23 protein-coding genes are annotated in these 25,577 nt (G+C 71.3%); 10 read left to right on the forward strand and 13 right to left on the reverse strand.

Annotated features, from left to right (window positions below; translation table 11 throughout):
• Positions 1 to 31: 31 nt before the first annotated feature.
• A complete protein-coding gene (locus V3N99_02245; protein MEO3935556.1) occupies positions 32 to 946 on the forward strand; it encodes a hypothetical protein in 915 nt (304 codons plus the stop codon).
• Between the two features lie 9 nt (positions 947 to 955).
• On the opposite strand, the gene V3N99_02250 is transcribed toward V3N99_02245, so the two are convergent.
• The 3 genes from V3N99_02250 to rpsO all read right to left on the reverse strand — a co-directional run bounded on the left by V3N99_02250 (position 956) and on the right by rpsO (position 4,786).
• Entirely contained in the window at positions 956 to 1,960 is a 1,005-nt protein-coding gene (locus V3N99_02250) for a hypothetical protein (protein ID MEO3935557.1), read from the reverse strand.
• Between the two features lie 154 nt (positions 1,961 to 2,114).
• Positions 2,115 to 4,361 carry a polyribonucleotide nucleotidyltransferase gene (locus V3N99_02255; protein MEO3935558.1) on the reverse strand — a complete coding sequence of 749 codons (2,247 nt, stop codon included), beginning with the start codon at positions 4,359 to 4,361 and terminating at the stop codon, positions 2,115 to 2,117.
• A 155-nt stretch (positions 4,362 to 4,516) separates the two neighbouring features.
• Positions 4,517 to 4,786 (reverse strand): 30S ribosomal protein S15, encoded by a 270-nt coding sequence (gene rpsO, locus V3N99_02260; protein MEO3935559.1) that lies wholly within the window; start codon positions 4,784 to 4,786, stop codon positions 4,517 to 4,519.
• A 295-nt stretch (positions 4,787 to 5,081) separates the two neighbouring features.
• Between rpsO and V3N99_02265 the strand changes: the two genes are divergently transcribed.
• Entirely contained in the window at positions 5,082 to 5,240 is a 159-nt protein-coding gene (locus tag V3N99_02265; protein MEO3935560.1) for a DUF6131 family protein, read from the forward strand.
• Positions 5,241 to 5,346: 106 nt separating this feature from the next.
• On the opposite strand, the gene V3N99_02270 is transcribed toward V3N99_02265, so the two are convergent.
• The 5 genes from V3N99_02270 to V3N99_02290 form a co-directional block, all read right to left on the reverse strand.
• On the reverse strand, positions 5,347 to 6,534 hold the full coding sequence (locus tag V3N99_02270; GenBank protein MEO3935561.1) for a methyltransferase domain-containing protein: 1,188 nt from the start codon (positions 6,532 to 6,534) through the stop codon (positions 5,347 to 5,349).
• A gap of 370 nt (positions 6,535 to 6,904) precedes the next feature.
• The gene (locus tag V3N99_02275) at positions 6,905 to 7,240 is read right to left on the reverse strand and encodes a PadR family transcriptional regulator (protein MEO3935562.1); all 336 of its coding nucleotides are present in this window, start codon (positions 7,238 to 7,240) and stop codon (positions 6,905 to 6,907) included.
• Positions 7,241 to 7,376: 136 nt separating this feature from the next.
• Positions 7,377 to 8,774 carry a dihydrolipoyl dehydrogenase gene (gene lpdA / locus V3N99_02280; GenBank protein MEO3935563.1) on the reverse strand — a complete coding sequence of 466 codons (1,398 nt, stop codon included), beginning with the start codon at positions 8,772 to 8,774 and terminating at the stop codon, positions 7,377 to 7,379.
• A 43-nt stretch (positions 8,775 to 8,817) separates the two neighbouring features.
• Complete coding sequence (locus tag V3N99_02285) at positions 8,818 to 9,630, reverse strand: ABC transporter permease (GenBank protein MEO3935564.1); 813 nt, start codon at positions 9,628 to 9,630, stop codon at positions 8,818 to 8,820.
• Complete coding sequence (locus V3N99_02290; GenBank protein ID MEO3935565.1) at positions 9,627 to 10,658, reverse strand: ATP-binding cassette domain-containing protein; 1,032 nt, start codon at positions 10,656 to 10,658, stop codon at positions 9,627 to 9,629. Before V3N99_02290 ends, V3N99_02285 begins: the two co-directional genes overlap by 4 nt.
• A 135-nt stretch (positions 10,659 to 10,793) precedes the next feature.
• Here V3N99_02290 and V3N99_02295 point away from each other — a divergent pair, with 135 nt between their 5' ends.
• The 7 genes from V3N99_02295 to V3N99_02325 all read left to right on the forward strand — a co-directional run bounded on the left by V3N99_02295 (position 10,794) and on the right by V3N99_02325 (position 17,463).
• A complete protein-coding gene (locus V3N99_02295; GenBank protein MEO3935566.1) occupies positions 10,794 to 11,114 on the forward strand; it encodes a DUF3311 domain-containing protein in 321 nt (106 codons plus the stop codon).
• Positions 11,111 to 12,772 carry a sodium:solute symporter gene (locus V3N99_02300; protein MEO3935567.1) on the forward strand — a complete coding sequence of 554 codons (1,662 nt, stop codon included), beginning with the start codon at positions 11,111 to 11,113 and terminating at the stop codon, positions 12,770 to 12,772. The genes V3N99_02295 and V3N99_02300 overlap by 4 nt, the downstream gene beginning before the upstream one ends.
• A 49-nt stretch (positions 12,773 to 12,821) precedes the next feature.
• Positions 12,822 to 14,300 carry a cytosine permease gene (locus V3N99_02305; GenBank protein ID MEO3935568.1) on the forward strand — a complete coding sequence of 493 codons (1,479 nt, stop codon included), beginning with the start codon at positions 12,822 to 12,824 and terminating at the stop codon, positions 14,298 to 14,300.
• Positions 14,293 to 14,859, forward strand: a complete 567-nt coding sequence (locus V3N99_02310; GenBank protein MEO3935569.1) for an isochorismatase family protein — start codon at positions 14,293 to 14,295, stop codon at positions 14,857 to 14,859. The genes V3N99_02305 and V3N99_02310 overlap by 8 nt, the downstream gene beginning before the upstream one ends.
• A gap of 95 nt (positions 14,860 to 14,954) precedes the next feature.
• Entirely contained in the window at positions 14,955 to 15,785 is an 831-nt protein-coding gene (locus V3N99_02315) for a GntR family transcriptional regulator (protein MEO3935570.1), read from the forward strand.
• The gene (rfbB, locus tag V3N99_02320; protein ID MEO3935571.1) at positions 15,782 to 16,777 is read left to right on the forward strand and encodes a dTDP-glucose 4,6-dehydratase; all 996 of its coding nucleotides are present in this window, start codon (positions 15,782 to 15,784) and stop codon (positions 16,775 to 16,777) included. The genes V3N99_02315 and rfbB overlap by 4 nt, the downstream gene beginning before the upstream one ends.
• 221 nt (positions 16,778 to 16,998) lie before the next feature.
• Positions 16,999 to 17,463, forward strand: a complete 465-nt coding sequence (locus V3N99_02325) for an SRPBCC family protein (protein ID MEO3935572.1) — start codon at positions 16,999 to 17,001, stop codon at positions 17,461 to 17,463.
• An 87-nt stretch (positions 17,464 to 17,550) separates the two neighbouring features.
• Here the strand turns inward: V3N99_02325 and ndk are convergent, their stop codons facing one another.
• A complete protein-coding gene (gene ndk, locus V3N99_02330; GenBank protein MEO3935573.1) occupies positions 17,551 to 17,973 on the reverse strand; it encodes a nucleoside-diphosphate kinase in 423 nt (140 codons plus the stop codon).
• 22 nt (positions 17,974 to 17,995) lie between these two features.
• Positions 17,996 to 18,409 carry a DUF4233 domain-containing protein gene (locus tag V3N99_02335; protein MEO3935574.1) on the reverse strand — a complete coding sequence of 138 codons (414 nt, stop codon included), beginning with the start codon at positions 18,407 to 18,409 and terminating at the stop codon, positions 17,996 to 17,998.
• Between the two features lie 150 nt (positions 18,410 to 18,559).
• On the opposite strand from V3N99_02335, the gene V3N99_02340 reads away from it, so the two are divergent.
• Positions 18,560 to 19,966 carry an amidase family protein gene (locus V3N99_02340; protein ID MEO3935575.1) on the forward strand — a complete coding sequence of 469 codons (1,407 nt, stop codon included), beginning with the start codon at positions 18,560 to 18,562 and terminating at the stop codon, positions 19,964 to 19,966.
• A 118-nt stretch (positions 19,967 to 20,084) separates the two neighbouring features.
• Here the strand turns inward: V3N99_02340 and V3N99_02345 are convergent, their stop codons facing one another.
• From V3N99_02345 to ileS, 3 genes are read right to left on the reverse strand one after another with little or no spacing between them, the layout of a single operon-like run.
• Positions 20,085 to 21,491 (reverse strand): folylpolyglutamate synthase/dihydrofolate synthase family protein, encoded by a 1,407-nt coding sequence (locus V3N99_02345; GenBank protein ID MEO3935576.1) that lies wholly within the window; start codon positions 21,489 to 21,491, stop codon positions 20,085 to 20,087.
• Positions 21,488 to 22,063: a GNAT family N-acetyltransferase gene (locus V3N99_02350; GenBank protein ID MEO3935577.1), complete on the reverse strand. Its 576-nt coding sequence runs from the start codon at positions 22,061 to 22,063 to the stop codon at positions 21,488 to 21,490. The genes V3N99_02345 and V3N99_02350 overlap by 4 nt, the downstream gene beginning before the upstream one ends.
• The gene (gene ileS, locus V3N99_02355) at positions 22,060 to 25,401 is read right to left on the reverse strand and encodes an isoleucine--tRNA ligase (protein MEO3935578.1); all 3,342 of its coding nucleotides are present in this window, start codon (positions 25,399 to 25,401) and stop codon (positions 22,060 to 22,062) included. The genes V3N99_02350 and ileS overlap by 4 nt, the downstream gene beginning before the upstream one ends.
• Between the last annotated feature and the right edge of the window lie 176 nt (positions 25,402 to 25,577).

Raw genomic sequence — 25,577 nt, forward strand, 5'->3', positions numbered from 1 at the left:
TGCCCCGGGTGGTCCGTGCCACGATGGCGGGGTGGACCTCGACAGCGCCGTGACCGAGCTCTACGGGCAACACCCCGACGCCTTCATGGGGGCGCGCACCGCGCTCGTGGCCCAGGTGCGTGCCGACGGTGACGTCGGCCTGGCCAAGGCGGTGGCCTCCGTGCGCAAGCCCACGGTCGCCGCGTGGGCGGTCAACCAGCTCGTCCGGCAGCGGCCCGCGCAGCTGGAGTCTCTGCTCGACCTCGCCGGGCGGCTGCAGAACGCGTCCGAGCGCATGGACGGCGGCGCCCTGCGCGACCTCGGACGTGAGCGCACCGCCCTCGTCGACACCCTGCTCCGCGCCACCCGCGAGGTGGTGGTCGACGCAGGCACCACGCTCACCGGCCCGACGCTGGAGCAGGTGCGCGAGACGTACGTCGCGGCCCTGGCCTCCCCGCCGGCCGCCGGGGCCGTCGCATCGGGACAGCTGACGCGGGCCCTGTCCTACGCCGGGTTCGGTGACGTCGACCTGTCGGAGGCCCTGGCCTCGCCCGCCCCGGCCCGGCGACCGGCGCTGACCGTGCTGCGGGGCGAGAAGGGCAGCGCGCCCGACGACGACGACGCGGACGACAAGGCGGACGACGAGGCTGCGCAGGACGAGGAGACCGGGCCCGACCCCGCGCTGGTGGAGCGGGTGGAGGCCGCGCGACGCCGTACTCGGGAGACGACGGCGCAGGCCGCCGCCGCCGGCACCCGCCTCGAGGAGGCGACGGACGCGCTCGCCGCCCTCGACACCCGCATCAGCGACCTCGAGGCGGCCCTGCGTGACGCCCGCACCGCACGAGACGGCCTGCTGACCGCCAGGGCCGAGGCGGCGACGGCTGACAAGGTGGCCCAGCGCACGCTGAGGGCCTCCTTCGCCGAGCTGGACTCGGTGCGCGAGCTGCTCGGCGACTCGGACGACTGACTCAGCTCGTCAGGCCGGCGGTCTCACCGGCCGCACCGGGCTCACGGTCGTCCCGACCACGATGGCCCGCCCCCTGGTCGGGCGGCTCACGGCGAGCGTGACCTCGAAGTCCTGCGTGAGGGTCGCCGCGGGTGCGTCGGCGACGCCCAGCGCTGCCGCGTATCCCGCGGGCCGCCTCACCGTGCCGTCCGCCACGGCGACACGCGTCTCGACACACCTGAGGGTCATCAGGGCCAGGACCCCGGAGGGGCTGCGGACGACCCGCAGGGTCTGCGGAAGGGCATCGCCGGGTGCCGCGGCGGGATACGCACGACACGTCGCGCTCCTGGCCCGCTCGCCCGACTGGGGCTCGGAGAACTGCGTCCTGACGGCCGACAGGTAGGGAGTGACGTAGACATCGGGGGTGTCGCCCGTCTCGAGGTAGCGCGCGATCGCCAGACGGGTCTCCTGGGCGCGGGCGACGTCGGCCGGGGTCGTGGTGCCCGGCCGGTCGTCGGAGTCGTTCGGCACGACCTCGACGCGGACGATCATCTCGTCCCTCCATCGGGCGGTGGCCGAGTCGCGGCGGACGACCAGGAGGTAGTCGTCAGGCCCCCCGGAGCCCTGCGGGGGCTCGGCGACCACCGAGGTGCGCACGATCGCCCAGATGGGGTAGGACGTGAAGCCGTTGGCCCAGGTCGCCGTGGCGGTGAACGTGAGGGTGAGCGGCGTGCTGTGGCCGCTGACCGCCTGCGACACGGCCGAGTCGAAGCGGTCGGCGTCGAGGAGCGGCCCATCATCGACAGCGTCCCACGCGTGCTCGCTGTAGGTCGTCGTCAGGGTGGCGAGCACGGCGTTGTTGCGCCGGGAGTAGTCGGTCACCACCGACGGCGCGGTGACCATGGTGAGCGCTGCGGCGGGTGGCGCCGATGCGTGCCCCGAAGGAGGCAGGGGGCCCTGAGCGGCGGTCCCGGTGCAGGCCGCGAGGAGGAGGACGACACCGATGACCCCGATGAGACCGTCTCGACGCATCATCACTCCCACAGGCCCCCCTGCGAATGACCGATCCGCAGACCCTACGCCGGCAGGCATCCGACCGGAAGGCCCTACCACCGCACGACAACGGCCCGGCACCCCCCGCGAGAGGGTGCCGGGCCGCGTCGTCAGGACGTACGACGAGCCGTCAGGCTCAGGCGTCGACGGACTCCGCCGCGGTTGCGTCGGCGGCCGCGTCACCCTCACCGTCGGGCATGACCGCACCGAGCGAGAGCTTGCCGCGCGGGTCGATCTCCTTGAGCTCGACCTGCACCTTCTGGCCGACCTTGAGGACGTCGTCGACGTTGTCGATCCGCTTCCCACCGACGAGCTTGCGCACCTCGGAGATGTGCAGCAGACCGTCCTTGCCCGGGAGCAGGGAGACGAACGCACCGAAGGTGGTCGTCTTGACGACCGTGCCCATGAAGCGCTCACCGATCTCGGGCATCTGCGGGTTGGCGATCGCGTTGACCGCCGCCCGCGCCGCCTCGGCCGACGGGCCGTCGACGGCACCGATGTAGACCGTGCCGTCGTCCTCGATCGAGATGTCGGCGCCGGTGTCGTCCTGGATCTGGTTGATCATCTTGCCCTTCGGGCCGATGACCTCGCCGATCTTGTCGACGGGGACCTTCACCGTGATGATCCGCGGGGCGTACTGCGACATCTCGTCCGGCACGTCGATGGCCTCGGCCATGACGTCGAGGATGTGCAGGCGGGCCTCGCGGGCCTGGGTCAGCGCGCTGGCCAGGACCGACGCGGGGATGCCGTCGAGCTTGGTGTCGAGCTGGATGGCCGTGACGAACTCCTTGGTGCCGGCGACCTTGAAGTCCATGTCACCGAAGGCGTCCTCGGCCCCGAGGATGTCGGTCAGCGCGGCGTAGCGGGTCTCACCGTCGACCTGGTCCGAGACCAGGCCCATCGCGATGCCCGCGACCGGGGCGCGCAGCGGCACACCGGCATTGAGCATCGACAGGGTCGAGGCACAGACCGATCCCATCGACGTCGAGCCGTTCGAGGACAGGGCCTCGGACACCTGGCGGATCGCGTAGGGGAAGTCCTCGCGGCTCGGCAGGACCGGCATGAGCGCACGCTCGGCGAGCGCCCCGTGACCGATCTCGCGACGCTTCGGGGAGCCCACGCGGCCGGTCTCACCGGTGCTGTAGGGCGGGAAGTTGTAGTTGTGCATGTAGCGCTTGCGCGTCACCGGCGACAGGGTGTCGAGCTGCTGCTCCATCTTGAGCATGTTGAGCGTGGTGACGCCCATGATCTGGGTCTCGCCCCGCTCGAAGATCGCCGAGCCGTGCACCCGCGGGAGCACCTCGACCTCGGCCGACAGCGCGCGGATGTCCCGCAGACCGCGACCGTCGATGCGGACGCCGTCCGTGAGGATGCGCTGCCGGATGAGCTTCTTCTGCACCGCGCGGTAGGCCGCCGAGAGCTCCTTGTCGCGACCGGCGAACTCGGAGCCGTCGGAGCCGAGGGCGCCCTTCATGGCGTCCTTGATGTCGTCGATGCGAGTCTCGCGCTCGGCCTTGCCCGCGATCTGCAGGGCAGCGGTCAGGTCGGCGAGCACGTGGCCCTCGACCGCGGCGTAGGCGTCGTCCTGGTAGTCGAGGAAGAACGGGAACTCCTCGACCGGCTTGGCCGCCTTGGACGCCAGCTCGGACTGCGCCGCGCACAGCTGCGCGATGAACGCCTTGGAGGCCTCGAGGCCCTGGGCCACGACCTCCTCGGTGGGGGCGCCGGCGCCCTGGTTCTTGACCAGGTCCCAGGTGTAGTCGGTGGCCTCGGCCTCGACCATCATGATGGCGACGTCGCCGGTGTCGGTGACGCGACCCGCGACGACCATGTCGAAGACGGACTTCGGGGTGTCGGAGAAGTTCGGGAAGGCGACCCACTGGCCGTCGATGAGGGAGACGCGCACCGCACCGACCGGGCCGGAGAACGGCAGGCCCGAGATCTGGGTGGACGCGCTCGCGGCGTTGATCGCGAGGACGTCGTACTGGTGGTCGGGGTTCAGCGCGAAGACCGAGATGACGACCTGGACCTCGTTGCGCAGACCCTTCTTGAAGGTCGGACGCAGCGGCCGGTCGATCAGGCGGCAGGTGAGGATCGCGTCGGTGGACGGGCGACCCTCACGACGGAAGAACGAGCCGGGGATCTTGCCGATGGCGTACATGCGCTCTTCGACGTCGACCGTCAGGGGGAAGAAGTCGAACCCGTCGCGCGGCTGCTTGCCGGCGGCGGTCGTGCTGAGGAGCATCGTGTCGTCGTCGAGGTAGGCGGTGACTGCGCCACCGGCCTGCTTGGCGAGGCGACCGGTCTCGAACCGGACCGTGCGGGTGCCGTGCTTGCCGTTGTCGATGACAGCTTCGGCGAACGTGATCTCTGGACCCTCCATGGGTCCTCCTTTTCTTCGTCAGTCCTCGCGCATCGTCGTTGTGCGCGGGCGTCTTTCGGGGCGACCCCGGGCCCGGAATGAGCCAAAGGGCCGCATCATGCGAAATGGCGGCCTCCGCGGAGAGCTCCAGCGGTGGCCGCCATGTCACATGACGTTTATCGGCGCAGGCCGAGGCGCTTGATCAGCGAGCGGTAGCGCTCGACGTCGACGTTCTCCAGGTAGCGCAGGAGTCGGCGGCGACGCCCGACCAGCAGCAGCAGGCCGCGACGGCTGTGGTGGTCGTGCTTGTGGGCCCGCGAGTGCTCGGTCAGGTCCTTGATGCGCTGCGTGAGCAACGCGACCTGCACCTCGGGGGAGCCGGTGTCGCCCTCGACGGTGGCGTACTCGGTCATGATCTGCTTCTTGACATCCAAGGCCAACGGCATGGGTGACGGGCTCCTTATGGTGAGGGTGCGCGGTGCTCCAGGGCTGATCCACTGGGCTCTCTCGGTCCGCGGCCGGTATACGGCACCTCGCAGGCTACCAGCCGGCGGCGTAGGCGCCTGCATCGCGACGCCCGGAACCGACCCCGGAGACCGACCCCCCCGGGACCGACCCGGTCTCGGACGCGTGTCGGAGCGCCCTCGCCCCCACCACGGGTGTAGACCTGCGTTTCCAGCCGCCCACCGGGTGGGTGCCGTCACTGCGGACGTCGCAGGACGCCAGACTCAAGGAGAGCACATGATCATCCTCGGCATCATCCTCGTCATCGTCGGCCTCGTCGTGGCCAGTCTGAAGATCCTCGTGACCATCGGGATCATCCTGCTCGTGGTGGGCGCCGTCCTCGCAGTGCTGGGCGCCACGGGCCGCGCCATCGGGGGGCGCAAGCACTTCTACTGACCGGCCCCGGTGGGCGGGCCCTCGACGCAGGGGGCCCGCCCACCGGCGTGTCCGGTACCTCGGGTCGTGCAGCTGGAGCCTGCCGACGGGCCCGGTGGTGCGGGGCTCAGGGCACGACACCGGTCGCGACCCACGCGACGGCCTCCACCTCGATGTCCCTCTCCGGCAGCAGCTCCCGGCAGCGCCCCCGCAGACGCTCCCGACCGACGTCGTCGAGGCGCCGGACGTGGTCACCGGCCGGACCGACCCCCAGCGTGTAGGGCTGCCACCAGTCGTCGAAGAAGGCGTAGTGACGTCGCACCGAGAGCGTGCCGCCGGCCACGTCACGCAAGCCGGCCTCGGTGAGCAGACGGACGAGGTCGCCCTCGGCAACCCCGGCGAGCCCGGACTCGGTGTGCGTGGCCGGCTCGACGTCGACGGCCGCCCGCCAGAAGGTCGACAGCGGGGCGCGCCCTCCCGCGAGATCCCAGACGCAGGCCGCGACCACGCAACCGGGGCGGGTGACCCGCGCCATCTCGGCGAGGCCGGCGGCCGGGTCGGCCGTGAACTGCACGACGAGCTGGGCCAGGGCGGCGTCGACGCTGCCGTCCACGAGGGGCAGCCGCTCGGCCGCGGCGACGCGCACGTCCACATCGGGCAGACGCTGCCTCGCCGCCGCGACGAAAGGGCCGGAGGGGTCGAGGCCCACGACCCGGGCCGGTCCCAGCCGGTCGACGAGGACCGAGGTCAGCGCGCCGGTCCCGCAGCCGACGTCCACGACGTGGGCCCCACTGCCGGCCGACACCCCCGCACGGTCAGCGAAGAGCACCGACAGGGGATCGCTGTAGACCCCCATGAAGCGCTGGTAGGCATCCCCCGCGACGTCGAAGGTCATAGCCGGCAGCGTAGGCGGGGGAGCGCCGTCAGGGGGTCGTTGGCGTCGTCCGACCCGTGGAGGTGGTCGGTGCCGTCGATGCCTGGGGTCGGCCTCGGGGCTGCCGGCGTACGGCGCGCCGCCCACGGTCCACGCGCGGGGGTAGACGTTGGTCCACCACTGGCCGTAGACGTCACTGACCCCAGGGAGGGTGACGTCCGGGTTCATGGGGTCGGAGGTGCGCTGCAGGACGAGGGAGCGGCCCTGGGCGTCGAAGAGGCGCACGTCCTCGAGGCGGCGGCCGTCCCGGTCGTAGACGTAGATGTTGTCGACCGGCTGCCCCGCGAACGACAGCTCGTCGGCCGGCGGCGCCGCCGTGTCGACGTAGTCCACCTCGCGCGCGACGACCGGGTAGGAGAGCAGGGCCACGACGGCCACCACCCCGAGGTCGGTACGAAGTAGGTCGGGTGGTTGTTGCCGGTCAGCCCGAAGAGCAGGGCGCCGAGGCCCAGCCCTCGCAGCACCCACCACACGGCGCGCAGCGAGACGAGGAACGTCCACACCGAGGCCAGCCCGCGATGTCGGTCGCGCACCGCGGCCACCCCGGTCGTCAGACGCGTCCAGCCCGCCCGCAGGTCGATGGTGCGCACCGAGGTCGCGCTCAGCCTCCATCCCCCCGGTGAGGTCGTCGACCTCGTCCTCGGGCCGGTCCGCGAGCGCCGCCCGGACCGCGGTCACGTAGCGGGTGACCTCCGACGCCACCCCGTCCCCGCGCTGCCCGGTGCACCCGACGCCACGCCTGTCGTCGTCCTCATCGCCCTGCCCCCTCCGCTGTCGTCACCAGGTCCTCCATCACCGCGGCGAAGGTCCGCCACGTCTTGCCCTCGAGCTCGAGCTGCGAGCGCCCTTGAGCGTTCAGCCCGTAGTACTTGCGGTGCGGGCCCTCCTCGCTCGGCACGACGTACGACGTCAGGGCGCCGGCGTTGAAGAGCCGGCGCAGGGTGCCGTAGACCGAGGCGTCACCGACGTCCTCCAGCCCCGCCGCGCGCAGGCGCCGCACGATGTCGTAGCCGTAGCCGTCCTCCTGGGCGACGACGGCCAGCACGGCCAGGTCGAGCACCCCTTTGACCAGCTGGGTCGTCTCCACGAACCCTCCCTCGAGTGCGGTTGCTGTTACGGACCGGACACTACTACGGATTGCACACTAGCGGTGAGACCCGAGCCGGGCACGCCGATGGGCGGCTCCTCCGGTGGAGGTGCCGCCCATCGGGCAGGAGGTGGGGTCAGAGGTTGATCATGTGGCCGGCGATTCCCTCGACGGCCTCCTTCATCGCCTCGGACAGGGTGGGGTGCGCGAAGACGTTGCGGGCGACCTCGTCGGCCGTCAGGTCCCACTTCTGGGCCAGGGTGAGGGCCGGGAGCAGCTCGGTGACCTCGGGGCCGATCAGGTGGGCGCCGACGATCTCGTTGTGGGCCGCGTCGGCGATGATCTTGACGAAGCCGACACCCTCGGCCATGCCGCGGGCCTTGCCGTTGGCCGAGAAGGGGAACTGGGCGACCTTGACGTCGTAGCCCCTCTCCCTGGCCTGCGCCTCGGTGTAGCCGAAGGAGGCGATCTGCGGCTGGCAGAAGGTCGCTCGCGGGATCATGTCGAAGTCGATCTCGACCGTCTCGGCGCCGGCGATGGTCTCGGCCGCGATGACGCCCATGGCCTCGGCCGTGTGGGCGAGCATCAGCTTGGCCGTCACGTCGCCGATCGCGTAGACGCCCGGCACGTTGGTGCGGCCACGGGCGTCGACCGCGATCGCGCCGCGCTCGGTGAGCTCGACGCCGGTCGTCTCGAGGCCGTAGCCCTCGACGCGGGCAGCGAAGCCGATGGCCTGCATGACCTTGTCAGCCTCGAGCACCTGCTGGTCACCGCCTGCGGCGGGGCTGACCGTCACCCTGACCGTGTCGCCGGTGTCGTCGATCGACTCGACCTTGGTCGAGAGCATGACCTTGACGCCCAGCTTCTTGTACTGCTTGAGCAGCTCCTTGGACACGTCGGCGTCCTCGGTCGGCACCATCCGGTCGAGGAACTCGACGATGGTCACGTCGACCCCGAAGTTCTTCAGCACGTAGGCGAACTCGACGCCGATGGCACCGGAGCCAGCGATGATGATCGAGCCGGGGAGCTGGTCGGTGAGGATCTGCTCCTCGTAGGTCACGACCCGCTCGGAGAGCGAGGTCCCGGGGATGAGCCGCGTGGTCGCGCCGGTCGCGATGATCAAGGACTCACCGGTCACCGAGCGGCGCGACCCATCGGTCAGCACGACGTCGAGCGACGTGGGGCCGGTGAGCGTGGCCTTGCCCTCGATCTCCTGGATCTTGTTCTTCTTCATCAGGTAGTGCACGCCCTTGGCGCTCGCGTCGGCGACCTGACGGCTGCGCGCGTGGGTCGGGCCGAACGCCATCGTGGCGTCACCCTCGATCCCGAAGGTCTTCTTCTCGTGGGTGATGATGTGCGAGATCTCGGCATTGCGCAGGAGCGCCTTGCTGGGGATGCACCCGACGTTGAGGCACACCCCGCCCCAGTACTTCTCCTCGACGATCACCACGGACTTACCGAGCTGGGCCGCCCGGATCGCCGCGACGTAACCACCGGGACCTGCACCGAGCACCACGACATCGAAATCAGCCATGTCCTCCACCCTAGAGGACCGCGACGACCCGACCTGACGGGGCTCAGCGGCTGGTCGCCCGCCGGTACTGCCAGCTCGCCAGCGGGACGAAGACGACGAGGATCGCCACCGCCCAGAGCAGCGTGTAGAGCTCGGGGTGGACCAGCGCCCAGGCGTCGGTCGGGGGTGCGTTGGGATTGGGATCGGGGTTGCCGAAGAGCTGGCGGGCGGCCAGCGTGACGGCGGAGACGGGATTCCACTCGGCGAAGGCCTGCAGCGGGCCGGGCAGCGACGAGAGCGGCACGAAGGTGTTCGCGACGAAGGTCAGCGGGAAGATCACGATGAACGAGGCGTTGTTGACCACCTCGGGACTCGGCACCAGCATGCCGATCCAGGCCATGATCCAGCTGAACGCGTAGGCGAAGAGCAGGAGCAGCAGGAACCCGAGCAGGGCCTCCGCGACCGAGGTGCGGATCCTCCACCCCACCACCAGCCCGGTCAGGCTCATGACCACCAGGACGATGACGTTGTTGACGACGTCGGACAGGGTGCGGCCGAAGAGCACCGCCGACCCCGACATCGGCAGCGACCGGAAGCGGTCGATGATCCCCTTCTTGACGTCCTCGGCCAGTCCGGCGCCGGTGATGGTGGCCCCGAACACCACCGTCTGGGCGAAGATCCCCGCGATGAGGAACTCACGGTAGGCCGCTCCCCCGTCCGCGGTCGAGATGGCCCCCCCGAAGACGTAGGAGAAGAGCAGCACGAACATGATCGGCTGGAGCGTGGTGAACACCAGCAGGTCGGGCACCCGCTTGATCTTGATCAGGTTGCGCTTGGCAACGACGAGTCCGTCGGCCACGGCGTCGAGGGCGCTCATCGGCTCTGCTCCTTGGTGGTGGCCCGGTTGGCCGGGGCGGCCGGGTCGGCCGGGGAGGCCTCGGCCTCGTGCCCGGTCAGGGTGAGGAACACGTCGTCGAGGGTGGGGCGGCGCAGCCCGACGTCGTCGACACCGATGCCGGCGGCGTCGAGCCGCCGGAGACCGTCCATGAGGACCGCCGGGCCGCCGGAGACGGGCACCATCACCCGTCGCACCTGCGTGTCGACGCTGGCCCTCGCGCCGGTCGCCGCCAGGGCCCCGAGCAGCTGCCTCGCCTCGTCGAGCCGGGAGGGGTCGCTGACGGTGACCTCCAGCCGCTCTCCCCCGACCTGGCTCTTGAGCTCGTCAGCCGTGCCCTGCGCGATCACCTTGCCGTGGTCGATGACCACGATGGAGTCACAGAGCCGGTCGGCCTCCTCGAGGTACTGGGTCGTCAGCAGCAGCGTGGTGCCGCCAGCGACCAGACCCGCGATGACGTCCCACATGTCAGTGCGGCTGCGGGGGTCGAGCCCCGTCGTCGGCTCGTCGAGGAAGAGGACCGGCGGGTCGGCGACCAGCGCGCCGGCCAGGTCGAGGCGGCGGCGCATGCCCCCCGAGTAGGTCTTGGACGGCCGGTCGCCCGCGTCCTCGAGGTTGAACTGGGCCAGCAGCTCGCGAGCCCGCTCGCGGGCCCGACGGCGCCCGAGGTGGTAGAGCCGGCCGATCATGTCGAGGTTCTCGAAGCCCGTGAGGTACTCGTCGACCGCGGCGTACTGGCCCGACAGCCCGATCTTGCGGCGGACCCCGCGCGGGTCAGCCAGGACGTCGATGCCGGCCACGCTGGCCTCCCCCGAGTCGGGGCGCAGGAGCGTCGTCAGCACCCGCACGGTGGTCGTCTTGCCGGCCCCGTTGGGCCCGAGCAGACCGAGGACCGTGCCGGTCGGCACGCTGAGGTCGACCCCGTCGAGGGCGGTGACGGCGCCATACTTCTTGACGAGGCCACGGGCCTGCACCGCCGGCACGGCGGTGGGGCTGGTCTGAGGGGACATGCGGGAACCGTATCGGTCACCCCCGACACCGGCATCGGGATGCTTTCTGGCCGCACGACGCGGCGAGTCGGGAGTATGTTTCGGTCTCGACGGTCACGACGACGTGTCCCGTCACCCGAACGGAAGGTCCCCCTGATGTCCCCTGCCGCCCCCGCCGGGCGCCCGAGCGCACACGAGGCGCCTCCGGCGAACCGGAAGCTGCTCGCCGTCGCCGGTGTGCTCCTCGCGCTGCCCGTGATCGCCCTGCTGCTCGTCGGCACCTACGCCCGCAAGGACCCGACGCTCTTCGGCTTCCCCTTCTTCATCTGGTACCAGTTCCTCTGGGTCTTCCTCTGCTCCGGATGCACGTACGCCGCCTACCGGATCGGTCTGGTCGCGCGTCCGCACCGGCCGATGACGCCGGACGGCACCGCCTTCGTCGACGGACCCACGGCCACGGACGGGGGCCGGCGATGAAGACGGGCGTCAACGTCGTCGCGCTGACCGTGCTCATCGTCCTGTTCGTCATCGTCGCGGTGATGGGCTTCTACGCCTCCCGCTGGCGACGGCCGACGAGCATGGAGAGCCTCGACGAGTGGGGCCTCGGTGGCCGCAGCTTCGGCACCTGGGTGACATGGTTCCTCCTCGGAGGCGACCTCTACACGGCCTACACGTTCATCGCCGTGCCCGCGGCGATGTTCAGCGCCGGAGCGGTCAGCGGCTTCTTCGCCGTGCCCTACACGATCGTCCTCTACCCGATCATCTTCGTCTTCATGGCGCGGCTGTGGTCGGTCAGCCACCGGCACGGCTACGTCACACCGGCCGACTTCGTCTCCGGCCGACACGGCTCGCGGGCGCTGTCGCTCGCGGTGGCCGTGACGGGCTTCGTGGCGACGATGCCCTACATCGCGCTGCAGCTCGTCGGCATCCAGGCGGTGCTCGAGGTCTCGGGCGTCGGCGGCACCGGCAACCTGGTGGCGCGCGACCTGCCGATCTTCATCGCCTTCCTCGTGCTGGCCCTCTACACCTACACCTCGGGGCTGCGGGCGCCGGCGATCATCGCCTTCGTCAAGGACATCCTCATCTACATCGTCATCATCGTCGCCGTGATCTACCTGCCGTCGAAGGTCGGCGGCTGGAGCCACATCTTCGACGCGGCGCAACAGAAGATGGCGACCCCCAGCAAGGCCACCGGCAAGCCCACCGGGTCCTTCATCCCGACGTCGGCACAGTTCTGGTCCTACGCCTCGCTGGCCCTGGGCTCGGCGATGGCGCTGTTCATGTACCCCCACTCGATCACCGCGACCCTGTCGTCCAAGAGCCGCAACACGATCCGCCGCAACGCCGCGATCCTGCCCGCCTACTCCTTCGTGCTCGGCTTGCTCGCCCTGCTCGGCTGGGTGGCGATCGCGGCCGGCACCAAGCCGATCGGGCTCGACGGCAAGCCCAACGCGCAGCTCGTGATCCCCCAGCTCTTCGAGGACATGTTCCCGGCCTGGTTCGCGGGAGTCGCCTTCGCGGCCGTCGCCATCGGCGCCCTCGTGCCGGCGGCGATCATGTCGATCGCCGCCGCCAACACCTTCACCCGCAACATCTACAAGGAGTGGATCAACCCGTCGGCGACCGTGAAGGAGGAGGCGCGCGTCTCGAAGCTCGCGTCGCTGGGGGTCAAGGCCTTCGCCCTGGTCTTCGTGCTGCTGCTCGACAAGCAGAACGCCATCAACTTCCAGCTGCTGGGCGGCATCTGGATCCTCCAGACCTTCCCGGCCATCGTCTTCAGCCTCTACACGCGGTGGTTCCACCGCTACGCCCTGCTCACCGGCTGGGCCATCGGCATGGTCTACGGCACGGTCAAGGCGTACGGCGTCTCGTCCGCCACCACCGCGCACTTCGGCGGCTCGCTCGCTGCGGTCGACGGCTGGGGCCAGCTGGGCTACATCGCGGTCACCGCCTTCGCCCTCAACGTCGTCGTCGCGGTCGTCGTCACCCTGGTGCTGCGAGCGACCGGGGCGTCGGCAGGCACCGACGAGACGATCCCTGCCGACTACTTCGCCGACGAGGGTGACCCCCGGGTCGACAAGACGGCGGGGTCGGGCGCGGCTGCTGGGTCGACGGAGAGGGCGGCCAGGACGTAGCCGCGCGCCACACCGGCGGGGTGTCGGTCGCTCGGGCTAGCGTGTGGCCATGGCGACGACTCTCCCCACCTCGACAGCCCCCGCCCCGCGGGCGACCGTCGTCGAGACCAACGGTCTCGACGTCATCGCCGAGTCGGAACGGCGCGGCACGCCGCGCACCCTGTTCTGGCCGTGGTTCGCCTCCAACATCTCGGTCCTCGGCATCCCCTACGGGGCCTACGTCCTCGGCTTCGGGCTGTCGTTCTGGCAGGCCGTGGGTGCCTCGGTCGTCGGCATCGTGGCGTCGTTCCTGCTCTGTGGCTTCGTCTCGCTCGCGGGCAAGCGGGGATCGGCGCCCACGATGGTGCTGTCGCGGGCATCGTTCGGGCTGCAGGGAAACAAGCTGCCGTCGCTCGTCTCGTGGTTGCTGACGGTCGGGTGGGAGACGGTGCTCGTCGTGCTCGCGACGCTGGCGACCTCGACGATCTTCGAGCGGCTGGGGGTCGGCGGGGGCACGGGCACCAAGGTGCTCGCGCTGCTGGTGATCGTGGCCGTGACGGTCACGGCCGGCATCTTCGGCTTCGACCTCATCATGCGGCTCCAGACCGGCATCACCGTGGCCACAGCGGTGCTCACGGTGGCCTACATGGCCCTGGCGGCCCCGCACATCCACTGGTCGACCGTCTCCGCGCTGCCCGGTGCGGCGCTGCCCGAGGTGGTCGGCGCCGTGGTGCTGCTCGTCACCGCCCTGGGCCTGGGGTGGGTCAACTGCGCCGCCGACTACTCGCGCTACCTACCGCGGGGAGCGTCCAGCCGGGGCGTCGTCGGGTGGACCACCGTCGGCGCGTCGGTCGGCCCCGTCGTGCTGGTGGTCTTCGGGCTGCTGCTCACCGGCTCGGACGCCGACCTGTCGACCGCCGTGCAGAGCGACCCGATCGGGGCCTTGACCACCATCCTGCCCACGTGGTTCCTCGTGCCCTTCGCGGTCGTGGCCATCCTCGGGCTGCTCGGCGGCATCGTGCTCGACATCTACTCCTCGGGACTGTCCCTGCTCAGCCTGGGCGTGCCGGTCAGCCGGCCGGTGGCCGCGACGATCGACGGGGCCCTGATGACGGTCGGCGCCGTCGTCGTCGTCTTCTTCGCGAAGGACTTCGTCACGCCGTTCACCGGCTTCCTGATCACCATGGGCGTGCCGATCGCCGCGTGGTGCGGCATCTTCCTCGCCGATCTCGCGCTGCGCCGCCGTGACTACGAGCAGCGCGACCTCGCCGACCCTCACGGCCGCTACGGCGCGGTCCGCTGGGAGTCGGTGGCGCTGATGGTCGTGGGCACCGCCGTGGGCTGGGGCCTGGTCGTCAACACCTACGCCGGGTGGCTGTCCTGGCAGGGCTTCCTGCTGGGACCGATCGGTGGCAAGGAGGGCACCTGGGCCTACGCCGGCCTGGGCGTGCTCGTCGCCCTGGCGATCGGCTTCGTCGGCACGCTGGTCGTCTCCCGGGGCGCCGTCCGTCGTCAGGAGCGACCGGCCGAGTCGTTCGTCGATGCCTGAACCCGTGGCGGCCGGAGGCTGCGAGGCCCTCGTGGTGGTCGACGCCCAGCACGTCTTCACCGACCCCGGCTCCGCGTGGGGCTCTCCCATGTGGGCCGCGGCGCGACCGCACCTGCTCAGCCGCCTGGCCGCCTACGGCGAGCGGGCGGTGCTCACCCGCTACGTCGCGCCGTCGGCGCCCGCCGGTGCCTGGGTGGATTACTTCACCGACTGGCCCTGGGCCCTCGTGCCGCCTGACCACCCCCTCTACGCCCTGGCCCCGGAGGTCGCGCAGGTGGTGGATGGCCGACCGGTCGTCGAGCTGACGACCTTCGGCAAGTGGGGGCCCGAGCTGGCGGGGGCCCTGCGACAGGTCGGCGGGCGCGAACCGGTCCGCAGCGTCGAGGTGGTCGGTCTGGCGACCGACTGCTGCGTGGTCTCGACGGTGCTCGCGATGGCCGACGCCGGCATCGCGGTCACCGTCACCGCGGAGGCCTGTGGTGGGTCGACTCCAAGCAACCACGAGCGGGCCCTGGCCCTCATGGAGCTCTACGCGCCACTCGTGACGGTCGTGCGCTGAGCACGGGCTCAGGGATGGCTGGGACGGACGTGACCCGGCCCCGGCCGGGATGGTGAGGTGACAGGACCTCATACAGTCCTGTAACTTACAAGTTGATGACAAGTGCTCGCTTCGCCACCATCGCCCACGACCTGCGGGAGCGCATCGCGCTGGGCGAGTTCGGCGACACCGGTGCGATGGACTCCGAGGCGCAGCTCGGTGCGCGCTACGACGTCTCGCGCCCCACCGTGCGGAGGGCGCTCGAGACCTTGCGCGGCGAGGGGCTGGTCGAGTCCCGGCACGGCGCAGGGTGGTTCGTGACCGGCTCCGCCTTCCACCAGCGCCTCGCCATCGGCACCTTCCGGCACGCGACCTCCGCCGTCACCGACGCCGGCAAGTCGATCGAGCGCCACGTGGTCGACTTCGGCTTCCGCACCGCTGCCCTGTCGCTGGCCGGCGCGCTCGGAGTGAACGAGGGCTCCGACCTGCTGCACTCGCGGTCGGTGCGCACCGTCGACGGCGAGGGGCTCGACGTCGTGCGCGAGTGGGTGCCGGCCACCCTCGCCGGGTCGCTCAGCCGCGACGCCGCCACCACCCCCGGCATCTGGGAGAGCCTGACCCGGCAGGGTCACCGCATCACGACCGTGCGTCAGACCGTGACCGCCGGCCTCGCCAGTGGCCCCGACGCCGACCTGCTCGGGGTCGCTGAGGGCGACCCGCTCCTCCTGGTGCGCCGGGTCGCCGTCGGTGCCGACGGCCACCCCGTCGCCCTCTCCGACCACCGCTACCTCGCCGCGCGGTTCGCGCTCGAGGTCGAGTTCAACTCCGGGCCGGCGACCGCCGCCTCCGAGACCCCCGGGCTGCGCAGCGTCGCCGCCCCGGCCGCCTCGTCCTCGTCCTCATCCTCACCCTCACCCTCACCCTCACCCAAGGAGCACGCCTCATGAAGGTCCTCGTCACCGGTGGAGCCGGCTTCATCGGCTCCAACTTCGTCCTGCGCGTGCGCTCGACCCGTCCCGACTGGGAGCTCACGGTCGTCGACGCGCTGACCTACGCCGGCAACCGTGCCTCGCTCGCCTCCGTCGAGGACGAGATCACCTTCGTCGAGGGGTCGGTCGCCGACGCCGACCTGGTCGACCGGCTCGTCGGCGACACCGACCTGGTCGTGCACTTCGCGGCCGAGTCGCACAACGACAACAGCCTCGACGACCCGTGGCCCTTCATGGAGGCCAACATCATCGGCACCTACCGCCTGCTCGAGGCGGTGCGGCGGCACGACAAGCGGATCCACCACATCTCCACCGACGAGGTCTACGGCGACCTCGAGCTCGACGACCCGACGCGCTTCTCCGAGGCCACCCCGGTCAACCCGAGCTCGCCCTACAGCGCCTCGAAGGCGAGCGCCGACCTGCTGGTGCGGGCCTGGATCCGCTCCTTCGGCCTCAAGGCGACCCTGTCGAACTGCTCCAACAACTACGGGCCGCGCCAGCACGTCGAGAAGTTCATCCCCCGCCAGATCACGGGCATCCTGCAGGGCGTCAAGCCCAAGCTCTACGGAGCCGGCGCCAACGTGCGCGACTGGATCCACGTCGACGACCACAACGACGCCGTGGTCGCGATCATCGAGCAGGGCCGCCTCGGCGAGACCTACCTCATCGGCGCTGACGGCGAGCGGGACAACAAGCAGATCATCGACCTGCTGCTCGAGCTGATGGGCAAGCCGGCCGACTGGTTCGAGCACGTCAACGACCGCCCGGGCCACGACCTGCGCTACGCGATCGACAGCACCAAGCTGCGCGCCGAGACCGGCTGGACCCCGCAGTACCAGGACATCCGCGCCGGGCTCACGCAGACGGTCGAGTGGTACCGCGACAACGAGTCGTGGTGGCAGTCGGCGAAAGCCGAGACCGAGAAGACGTACGAGCGCCTCGGCCGCTGATCCCCGGCCCCACTCGACGCAGGTGTCGCGGGGCCAGGCCTGTCAGCTGCAGGTGGTCGACGACGACCGAGCGCAGCTGCGCCGGGAGCACCGGCCCACTCTCGCGGGCCGGGGACCCACCCGCCCGATCCGCTTTTCCCCCCTTCTCCCGCGCGGGGGCGGCGACGTCCCTACGCTGGTGGGTGCCCCCCGTCCACCCCCCCCTCACGAGGACCGCCCCGATGATCACGTTCGACCTCGACATCGACGCGCCGCTCGAGCGGGTGTGGGCTGTCTGGACCGACGCCGTGTCATGGCCCCGGTGGAACCCCACCGTCACCCGGGTCAAGCCCTTGGGCGGAGCGGCCGCCCTCGATCTGGGCTCGAGAGCCCGCCTCAAGCAGCCGCAGCTGCCCGCGAGCACCTGGACCGTGACCGTGTGGGAGCCGTTCAGCCAGTGGGAGTGGCAGGCCCGCAGCGCCGGGGTGACCACCGCCGCCCTGCACGAGCTGACCGACCTGGGTGGCGGACGGACCCACGTCGTGGCGACCGTGCTGCACACGGGCTTGCTCGCCGGTGCCGTCGGACGCCTCAGCGAGGGTCTGACCCGGCAGTACGTCGAGCGCGAGGTCGCCGCACTGGCTCGACGCTGCGAGGGCGGCTCCGACCTCGACCGCCGGATCCCGCCCGACGGCCTGCGCCGCTGAGACCGCAGAGCCGAGCTGCACGGCCCCGGCCGGGTCAGCCGGCCTGCGCTGCGGCCACGGCGCGCGCGATCCGTTCCTGCTCGGGGCTCAGAGCTGGGGGAACCAGATGTCGATCTCGCGGGCAGCCGAGTCGGGAGAGTCGGAGCCGTGGACGATGTTCTGCTGCACCTTCAGGCCCCAGTCGCGGCCGAGGTCGCCCCGGATCGAGCCGGGAGCGGCGGCGGTCGGGTCGGTCGCTCCCGCGATGGCCCGGAAGCCCTCGATGCAGCGCTCGCCCTCGATGACGACGGCCGTCACCGGGCCGGAGGCCATGAAGTCGACGAGCGGCTCGTAGAAGGGCTTTCCCTCGTGCTCGGCGTAGTGCTGCGCGAGCCGCTCCCGGTCGGGGGTGAAGATGTCGAGGGCCACGAGCGTGTAGCCCTTGGCCTCGATGCGGCTGAGCACCTGGCCGGTGAGGCCACGGCGGAAGCCATCGGGCTTGACGAGGACGAGCGAGCGTTCGGTGGTCACCCGACAACCCTAGCGGCGGGGCTCAGGCTCCGGCGCCGCCGGGCTCGGCACCAGCGGCCTCGGCTCGCCGCCGCGCGTCCGTCACGTCGATCTTCGCGCCCTGCACGAGGCAGGTGACCCACATAGCCAGGAAGATCGCCCCCACGACGACCATCATCGGGAGCACGGCGCCGGCGACGAAGGTGCCGACCTGCACGAGCCAGCCGAGGGTCACGCCGTACGGACGGCGCATGGTGCCCGCCGCGAGCACGGCGAGCACGGCGAGCCCGACCCCCACCCAGAGGTACGCCGCACCGCGGGTGTCGCCCTGGGCGACCGCGATGCCGCGCGCGACGAGTGCCCCGAAGAAGACCGCGAGCGACTGGCCGACGAGCACCGTCATGAGCATGCGAGAGGTGAACTTGCCGGTCTGCCCGTAGAGCGTCAGGCCCCGCACGGTCGCTCCACCTCGCCAGTGTCCATGCCATCGAGCGTATGCCGCCGGGCCCTCCTCCGCTGCGCGGGGTCGGAGCAGTGGCGCAGTGGACCGCAGATCGTCGGCGCGACTGCTTTCCGGACCGGGCCGGCCGTGTGCCACAGTCCCCCCATGGCCTCTCATGACGACACCGACCTCGCGCAGGCCCTGCAGTGGGCCACCGCCACGGAGACGGCACGACGCGTGCGTTCCGGCGAGTTGACGCCCCGCCAGGTCGTGGCCGCGGCCCTGAACCGGATCGACGCCGCACAGGACCGACTCAACGCCTTCCAGCGCGTGACCCACGAGCGCGCCCTCGCGGACGCCGACCGGGTGGCGCAGCGGCTGGCCGCCGGGGAGGACATGCCCCTCGCCGGGGTCCCGGTCGCGGCGAAGGACGAGGTCCACATCACCGGTGACGTGATGACCAAGGGATCGCGCGCGCTCACCAGCGTCTCGGCGCAGGATGCCGCGAGCATCCGCCTCGTCCGTGCCGCTGGGGCGATCGTGGTGGGGGCCACCCGCACACCGGAGCTGTGCCTCACGCCCTACACCGAGAGCCTTCTCGGCGGCGTGACCGCCAACCCCTGGGACACCTCCCGCACGCCGGGAGGCAGCAGCGGTGGCTCCGCCGCAGCCGTCGCGGCCGGACTGGTGCCGCTTGCGCTGGCCGGAGACGGGGGCGGCTCCATCCGGGGGCCCGGGGCGTGGTGCGGCCTGCCGGGGCTCTTCGTGACACCGGGCGCGATCTCGACCGCCCCCGACATCGCCCCGTGGACGGGGATGGTCTCGCCGGGGGGCTTCGGCCGCACCCTGGCCGACACCGCCCTGCTCTACGACGTGCTGCTCACGACGGCGCAGGGGCTCGTGGCCGCCGTGGCAGACGACCCGGCCCCGGTCAGGGTGATGGTCACGACCGACCGGGCGATGGACCGGCCGATCCCCCAGGGCGGATCGCTCGACCCCGCGTGGGCGCAGGCGGCGCAGGTGACGGCGGCTCGGCTGCGCGGGCTCGGGCACACCGTCCGTGCGGGGCACGTGCGCTTCGCGGCGGCGTCGACGAAGTTCAGCGTGCGCTACACCGCCTCCGCGACGGCCGACACTGCCGCGACCGACTACCCCGAGCTGGTCGAACCGCTGACCCGCTTCGCTGCCCGGGTCGGCTCGGTGACCCGGCGGGCCCTGCCGTGGGCGCTCGACGTCAGCGACGAGCGAGCCGCGGTCGAGCAGTCGTTGGCCGACGTCGACGTGCTCCTCACCCCGACGATGCCGTGCGCCCCACCCCCGGTCGGCGAGCGAGACGGCGTGCGGACGGTCGTCACGTTGCTGCGGGCGTCGCGCCGCGTCGGCTTCCTCAACCCCTGGAACCTGCTCGGCTGGCCCGGCCTGACCGTGCCCGCTGGTCTGGACGCCGACGGGCTACCGATTGCCGCCCTCCTGACGGCGCGGCCCGGGCAGGAGCGGCTGCTGCTGCAGCTCGGGGCACAGCTCGAGCGGACCCACCCGTGGCGAATCGGCGCCGGAGCGCCACACCCGTGACCCTCCCCCCTCCCCCCGCTCCTGCGTTCCGAACGAGATAAACCCTTCACTTCGCCGGCCCGGAGGACACGGAACGACGGGTTTCTCTCGTTCGGAACGCGGGGGGGCGGGGGGCGGGTCAGGTGGAGGTGACGCCGAGGAGCATGCGGGCGTCGGCGGCGGTGACGACCGAGCCCGTCACCAGGACGCCGGACCCCATGCCGCTGGCGTCGCCGGACGACTCGGCGATGCCGGCCGCGCGGTCGAGGGCGTCGGGCAGGTCACGCACGACGGTGACCCGGTCGTCGCCGAAGACCTCGCGCGCGATGGCGCCGAGGTCGTCGGGGCGGATCGAGCGCGACGAGGTGTTGCGCGTGACGACGACGTGGTCGAGCACCGGCTCGAGCTCCTCGAGCATCTCGAGCGGCTCCTTGTCGGCGAAGATCGCGACGACGCCCACGAGCCGGGTGAAGGTGAAGGCGTCCTCGAGCGCCGCGACCAGGGCGCGAATCCCGGCGGGGTTGTGCGCCGCGTCGACGAGCACCGTGGGCGAGCGGCGCACGATCTCGAGGCGCCCCGGTGACGTGACGGCGGCGAAGCCGGCCCGCACGACCTCCGGATCGAGCGCCTGCTCGCCACCGCCGAGGAAGGCCTCGACCGCGGCCAGGGCGGTGGCGGCATTGCTGGCCATGTGTTCGCCGTGCAGGGGCAGGAAGACCTCGGTGTACTCCCCCGCCAGACCCTTGAGCGTCAGCAGCTGACCCCCGAGCGCGACCTCACGAGAGACCACGCCGAAGTCGACGCCCTCGAAGACGATGCGGGCACCAACCTCCTCGGCTCGTTCGACGAGGATCTCGGCGACGTCGCGCTCCTGCACCGCCGAGACTGCGATGGCCCCGGGCTTGATGATGCCGGACTTCTCGGTGGCGATCTGCTCGATCGTCGACCCGAGCAGCCGGGTGTGGTCGATCGCGACGCGGGTGATGACCGCGACCTGACCGTCGGCGACGTTGGTGGCGTCCCAGCGGCCGCCGAGGCCGACCTCGACGACGGCGACGTCGACGGGGGCGTCGGCGAAGGCGGCATACGCCAGCACCACCGAGAGCATGAAGAAGTTGAGCCGTCCACCGCCCTGCTCGACCGACCTGGCGTCGGCCAGCTCGACCATCGGCAGGACCTCGTCGTAGACCGCGATGAGCTGCTCGGCCGTGAGGGAGTCGCCTCCGATCGCGATCCGCTCGCGGAACGAGTGCAGGTGAGGCGACGTGAATCTGCCTGTCGTCAGGCCCAGCTCGCGCAGGAGCGACTCGACCATCCGGGTCGTCGAGGTCTTGCCGTTGGTGCCGGTGAGGTGGATGACGGGAAAGCTGTGCTGCGGCTCACCGAGCAGCTCCATGACCGCGGCGACCTCGTCGAGGCTCGGATCGACGTGCGTCTCGGGGGCTCTGGCCAGGATGGCCGCCTCGACCTCACGCACCCGCTTCTCGACGTCGAGGCGGCGTCCCGCCTCGACCTGGGCAGCATCGGGTCGACCACTGGGGCTCATCGGGGGTCCTCGGGCTCGTGCGGGTGCGGGGGCTGGTGCGGGGGCGGGTGCGGCTCGCGTGGACGCGCCGGGGGCGGGGCGGCGACTTCCGGCTCCCCGAGCGCCCGCGACATCCAGACCTGGTCGGGTATGCCGGTGCCGCCGGCCTCGCGCTCGAGCTCGACGAAGCCGTGGTGGTGGTAGAACGACGCCGCGCGATCGTTGCCGTCGAGGTAGGCGAGGCGGATCTCGTCGTAGGTCTCGGCAGCCGTGGCGAGGACGGCCCGCATCAGCGCGCCCCCGGCTCCGTGGCCCTGCGACTGCGGCAGGACGTAGAGCTTCCACAGCACCAGCCGCCCGTCGAGGGGGCCCGTGCACGACATCCCCACGACCTCACCGTCGACCTCGGCGACGAGCACCCGCCCTGCGCGCAGGGCCGGCTCCGTCGCCTGGGCGGTCCACCACTTGGCCAGGCCCATCGCGACGTAGTCGGACCCGGCGATGGGGCCGTAGGTCGCCGGCCACGTGCGACGGCCCACGTCGAGGACGTCGGCCAGGTCGTCGAGCACCCCGGGCCGCACCAGCAGGGTCACGTCGACCGCTTCACGAGGATGCGCACCGCGTCACCGTCGCCCACCGTGGCCGTCGTGAGGTGCGCCCCCTCGACGGCGGGCAGCTCGCGGTCGCCACCGGCCGCGCCGAACTGCACGGCCAGCGTCTCGCCCATGATGAGCGACTGGTGCGCGACCACTGACTGCCAGACGGCGTCAGAACCGCTCAGCGTCAACGAGATCCGGTCACTGACGTCGAAACCGGCGTCCTTGCGGGCCTGCTGCACGGCGCGGACGACATCGCGCGCCAGCCCCTCGGCCGCGAGCTCGGGAGTGATGCTGGTGTCGAGCACGACGAAGCCGCCACCGGGCAGCATCGCGACGGCGCGACCCGAGCCGGGCCCGGTGTCGTCGGCGGCGACGACGGTCTCGAGGGTGTACTCGCCCTCGGCCAGCGCGAGGCCGCCCGAGGTGACCGCTCCGTCGGCGGCCACCGACCAGTCACCCGCCTTGGCACCCTTGATCGCCGTCTGCACATCCTTGCCCAGTCGCGGACCGGCCGCCCGCGCGTTGACGCTGAGACGCTGCGAGACGCCGAAGTCCTCCTCGCTCGCCGACTCGAGGTCGACCAGGGTCACGTCCTTGACGTTCACCTCGTCACGCACGACAGCCGCGAAGGCCTCGAGCGCGCCGGACCGAGCCGCGACGACGGTCAGGCCGGCCAGGGGCAGGCGGGCCCGCAGCTTCTCGCCCTTGCGCAAGGACGACGCGACCGAGCAGATGTCGCGGGCCCGGTCCATCGCCGCCACGAGCACCTCGTCCTGAGGGAGGTCGCCCGCCACCGGCCAGTCCGTCAGGTGCACGGAGCGGCCACCGGTCAGTCCCCGCCAGATCTCCTCGGTGGTGAGCGGCAGCAGGGGCGCGACCACGCGGCACACGGTCTCGAGGGTCGTGTAGAGGGTGTCGAAGGCCGCCTCGGCGTCGGCGTCCTCACCGCCCCAGAAGCGCGAGCGCGAGCGCCGGATGTACCAGTTGGTGAGCGCGTCGAGGAAGCCACGCGTGGTCTCGCACGCATCGGCGATCTCGTAGGCGTCGAGCTGGGTCTCGACCTCGCTGACGAAGTCGCGCAGCTTGGCCAGCAGGTAGCGGTCGAGGACGTCGGTCGAGGACGTCGACCAGCGCGCCGTATAGCCTTCACCACCGCGCGCCGAGTTGGCGTAGAGCGCGAAGAACGACCAGGCGTTCCACAGCGGAAGGAGCACCTGGCGCACACCGTCGCGGATGCCCTGCTCGGTGACGACGAGGTTGCCCCCGCGCAGGATCGGGCTGCTCATCAGGAACCACCGCATCGCGTCGGCGCCGTCCCGGTCGAAGACCTCGCGCACGTCGGGGTAGTTCTTCAGGCTCTTGCTCATCTTCTGGCCGTCGGAGCCCAGGACGATGCCGTGGCTGACGCAGGAGGAGAAGGCCGGGCGGTCGAAGAGCGCCGTCGCGAGCACGTGCAGGGTGTAGAACCAGCCTCGGGTCTGCCCGATGTACTCGACGATGAAGTCGCCCGGGAAGTGGTGCTCGAACCAGTCGGCGTTCTCGAACGGGTAGTGCACCTGGGCGAAGCTCATCGAGCCGGAGTCGAACCAGACGTCGAGGACGTCCTCGACCCGGCGCATCGTCGACTGCCCCTCCTGCGGGGTGCGGGGGTCGTCGGGGTTGGGCCGCGTGAGCCGGTCGACGAACGGCCGGTGCAGGTCGGTCACCGCGACCCCGAAGTCGGCCTCGAGGTCAGCGAAGGAGCCGTAGACGTCGATGCGGGGGTAGCGGGCGTCGTCGGACTTCCACACGGGAACGGGGCTGCCCCAGAAGCGGTTCCGCGTGATCGACCAGTCGCGGGCGTTCTCGAGCCACCGACCGAACTGGCCGTGCTGGATGTGGTCGGGCGTCCACGCGATCTGCTCGTTGAGCTCGAGCATGCGGTCCTTGATCTTGGTGACCTCGACGAACCAGCTCGAGACGGCCATGTAGATCAGCGGCTGCCGGCAGCGCCAGCAGTGCGGATAGGAGTGGTCGTAGGTCTCGCGGCGCAGCAGGACGGTGCCCTCGGTCGCCGCCCCGTGCGACCCCTCGCCGCGGGTCACCGCCCGCAGGTCGTCGATGACGTGGCTGTTGGCGTCGAAGACCTGCATCCCCTCGTAGTCGGTGACCGGGAAGACGAACCGGCCGTCGGGACCGACGGGGATGACGGGCTCGATGCCCTCACGGTCGGTGACGACCTTGTCCTCCTCTCCGAAGGCCCCAGCCGTGTGCACGAGGCCCGTGCCGTCCTCGGTGGTGACGAAGTCGGCCGAGAACACGCGGTGGGCCCGCTCGTGCCCGAGGTAGTAGGAGAAGGGTGGGGTGAACGACCGCCCCAGCAGGTCGGTGCCCGTCAGGCGCTCGACGACGCGGGTCGTGGGGTCGAAGGCCTGGTCAGCCGCCTCCGCGGGGAACAGGTCCTTGGCGTAGGCGGCGAGCCGAGCGGCGCCGATGACGTAGCGCTCCGTCCGGCCGGTGACGTCGGACTCCACCACGACGTAGTCGATGTCGGGCCCCACCATGATGCCGAGGTTGGCCGGCAGGGTCCACGGCGTCGTGGTCCAGACCAGGGCCAGCTCGCCCGTCTCGAGCCGGAGACCGACCGTGACGGCCGGGTCCGGGCGCTGCTGGTAGACGTCGTCGTCCATCCGCAGCTCGTGGCTCGACAGCGGCGTCTGGTCGTTCCAGCAGTAGGGCAGCACCCGGAAGCCCTCGTAGACCAGACCCTTCTCGTGCAGCTGCTTGAACGCCCAGATGACGCTCTCCATGTAGTCGGGGTTGAGCGTCTTGTAGTCGTGGTCGAAGTCGACCCAGCGCGCCTGGCGCGTGACGTACTCGCGCCAGTCCCCCGTGTAGCGCAGCACCGACTCGCGGCAGGCTGCGTTGAAGGTCTCGATGCCGATCTCGAGGATCTCGTCCTTGGTCTTGATGCCGAGCTGGCTCATCGCCTCGAGCTCGGCCGGCAGCCCGTGGGTGTCCCAGCCGAAGCGGCGCTCCACGCGGCGCCCCCGCATGGTCTGGTAGCGCGGGACGATGTCCTTGACGTAACCGGTGAGCAGGTGCCCGTAGTGGGGTAGGCCGTTGGCGAACGGCGGCCCGTCGTAGAAGACGAACTCGTTCGACCCGTCGACGCCCGCCTCCCGCTGCTCGACCGAGGCGACGAAGGTGCCGTCCTCGTCCCAGTAGCGCAGCACCCGCTCCTCGATCTGCGGAAAGCGGGGGGCGGTGGGGACCCCCTGCCGGGTCGCCGGGGGGGAGTCGGACGCCGACGCCTCGTCGCTCGTGCCGGTGCTCACCTGGGGATAGGCCATGGACGGTCTCCTGCTCGTGCTCGTCGTCGCTGTCGTCACTCGGGTCGGTCACCCACGAGGACGACGCCTACCGGGCCCTGGCCCGGTCCGCACCGCGGTACCACCTCGCTTGCCGTGCTCCTCCGGCCTCGGGGCGATCGGAGCACAACCACTCGTGTCGGGCGCTGACGGGCCCA

The sequence above is a fragment of the Dermatophilaceae bacterium Soc4.6 genome, assembly GCA_039889245.1.
GTDB lineage: Bacteria > Actinomycetota > Actinomycetes > Actinomycetales > Dermatophilaceae > Lapillicoccus.

Coding starts and splice junctions, on each gene's coding strand:
- V3N99_02250 (MEO3935557.1), bottom strand. CDS start 1,960: ATGATGCGTCGAGACGGTCTCATCGGGGTCATCGGTGTCGTCCTCCTC.
- V3N99_02255 (MEO3935558.1), bottom strand. CDS start 4,361: ATGGAGGGTCCAGAGATCACGTTCGCCGAAGCTGTCATCGACAACGGC.
- rpsO (MEO3935559.1), bottom strand. CDS start 4,786: ATGCCGTTGGCCTTGGATGTCAAGAAGCAGATCATGACCGAGTACGCC.
- V3N99_02265 (MEO3935560.1), top strand. CDS start 5,082: ATGATCATCCTCGGCATCATCCTCGTCATCGTCGGCCTCGTCGTGGCC.
- lpdA (MEO3935563.1), bottom strand. CDS start 8,774: ATGGCTGATTTCGATGTCGTGGTGCTCGGTGCAGGTCCCGGTGGTTAC.
- V3N99_02285 (MEO3935564.1), bottom strand. CDS start 9,630: ATGAGCGCCCTCGACGCCGTGGCCGACGGACTCGTCGTTGCCAAGCGC.
- V3N99_02290 (MEO3935565.1), bottom strand. CDS start 10,658: ATGTCCCCTCAGACCAGCCCCACCGCCGTGCCGGCGGTGCAGGCCCGT.
- V3N99_02295 (MEO3935566.1), top strand. CDS start 10,794: ATGTCCCCTGCCGCCCCCGCCGGGCGCCCGAGCGCACACGAGGCGCCT.
- V3N99_02300 (MEO3935567.1), top strand. CDS start 11,111: ATGAAGACGGGCGTCAACGTCGTCGCGCTGACCGTGCTCATCGTCCTG.
- V3N99_02305 (MEO3935568.1), top strand. CDS start 12,822: ATGGCGACGACTCTCCCCACCTCGACAGCCCCCGCCCCGCGGGCGACC.
- V3N99_02310 (MEO3935569.1), top strand. CDS start 14,293: ATGCCTGAACCCGTGGCGGCCGGAGGCTGCGAGGCCCTCGTGGTGGTC.
- V3N99_02315 (MEO3935570.1), top strand. CDS start 14,955: ATGACAAGTGCTCGCTTCGCCACCATCGCCCACGACCTGCGGGAGCGC.
- rfbB (MEO3935571.1), top strand. CDS start 15,782: ATGAAGGTCCTCGTCACCGGTGGAGCCGGCTTCATCGGCTCCAACTTC.
- V3N99_02325 (MEO3935572.1), top strand. CDS start 16,999: ATGATCACGTTCGACCTCGACATCGACGCGCCGCTCGAGCGGGTGTGG.
- V3N99_02340 (MEO3935575.1), top strand. CDS start 18,560: ATGGCCTCTCATGACGACACCGACCTCGCGCAGGCCCTGCAGTGGGCC.
- V3N99_02345 (MEO3935576.1), bottom strand. CDS start 21,491: ATGAGCCCCAGTGGTCGACCCGATGCTGCCCAGGTCGAGGCGGGACGC.
- ileS (MEO3935578.1), bottom strand. CDS start 25,401: ATGGCCTATCCCCAGGTGAGCACCGGCACGAGCGACGAGGCGTCGGCG.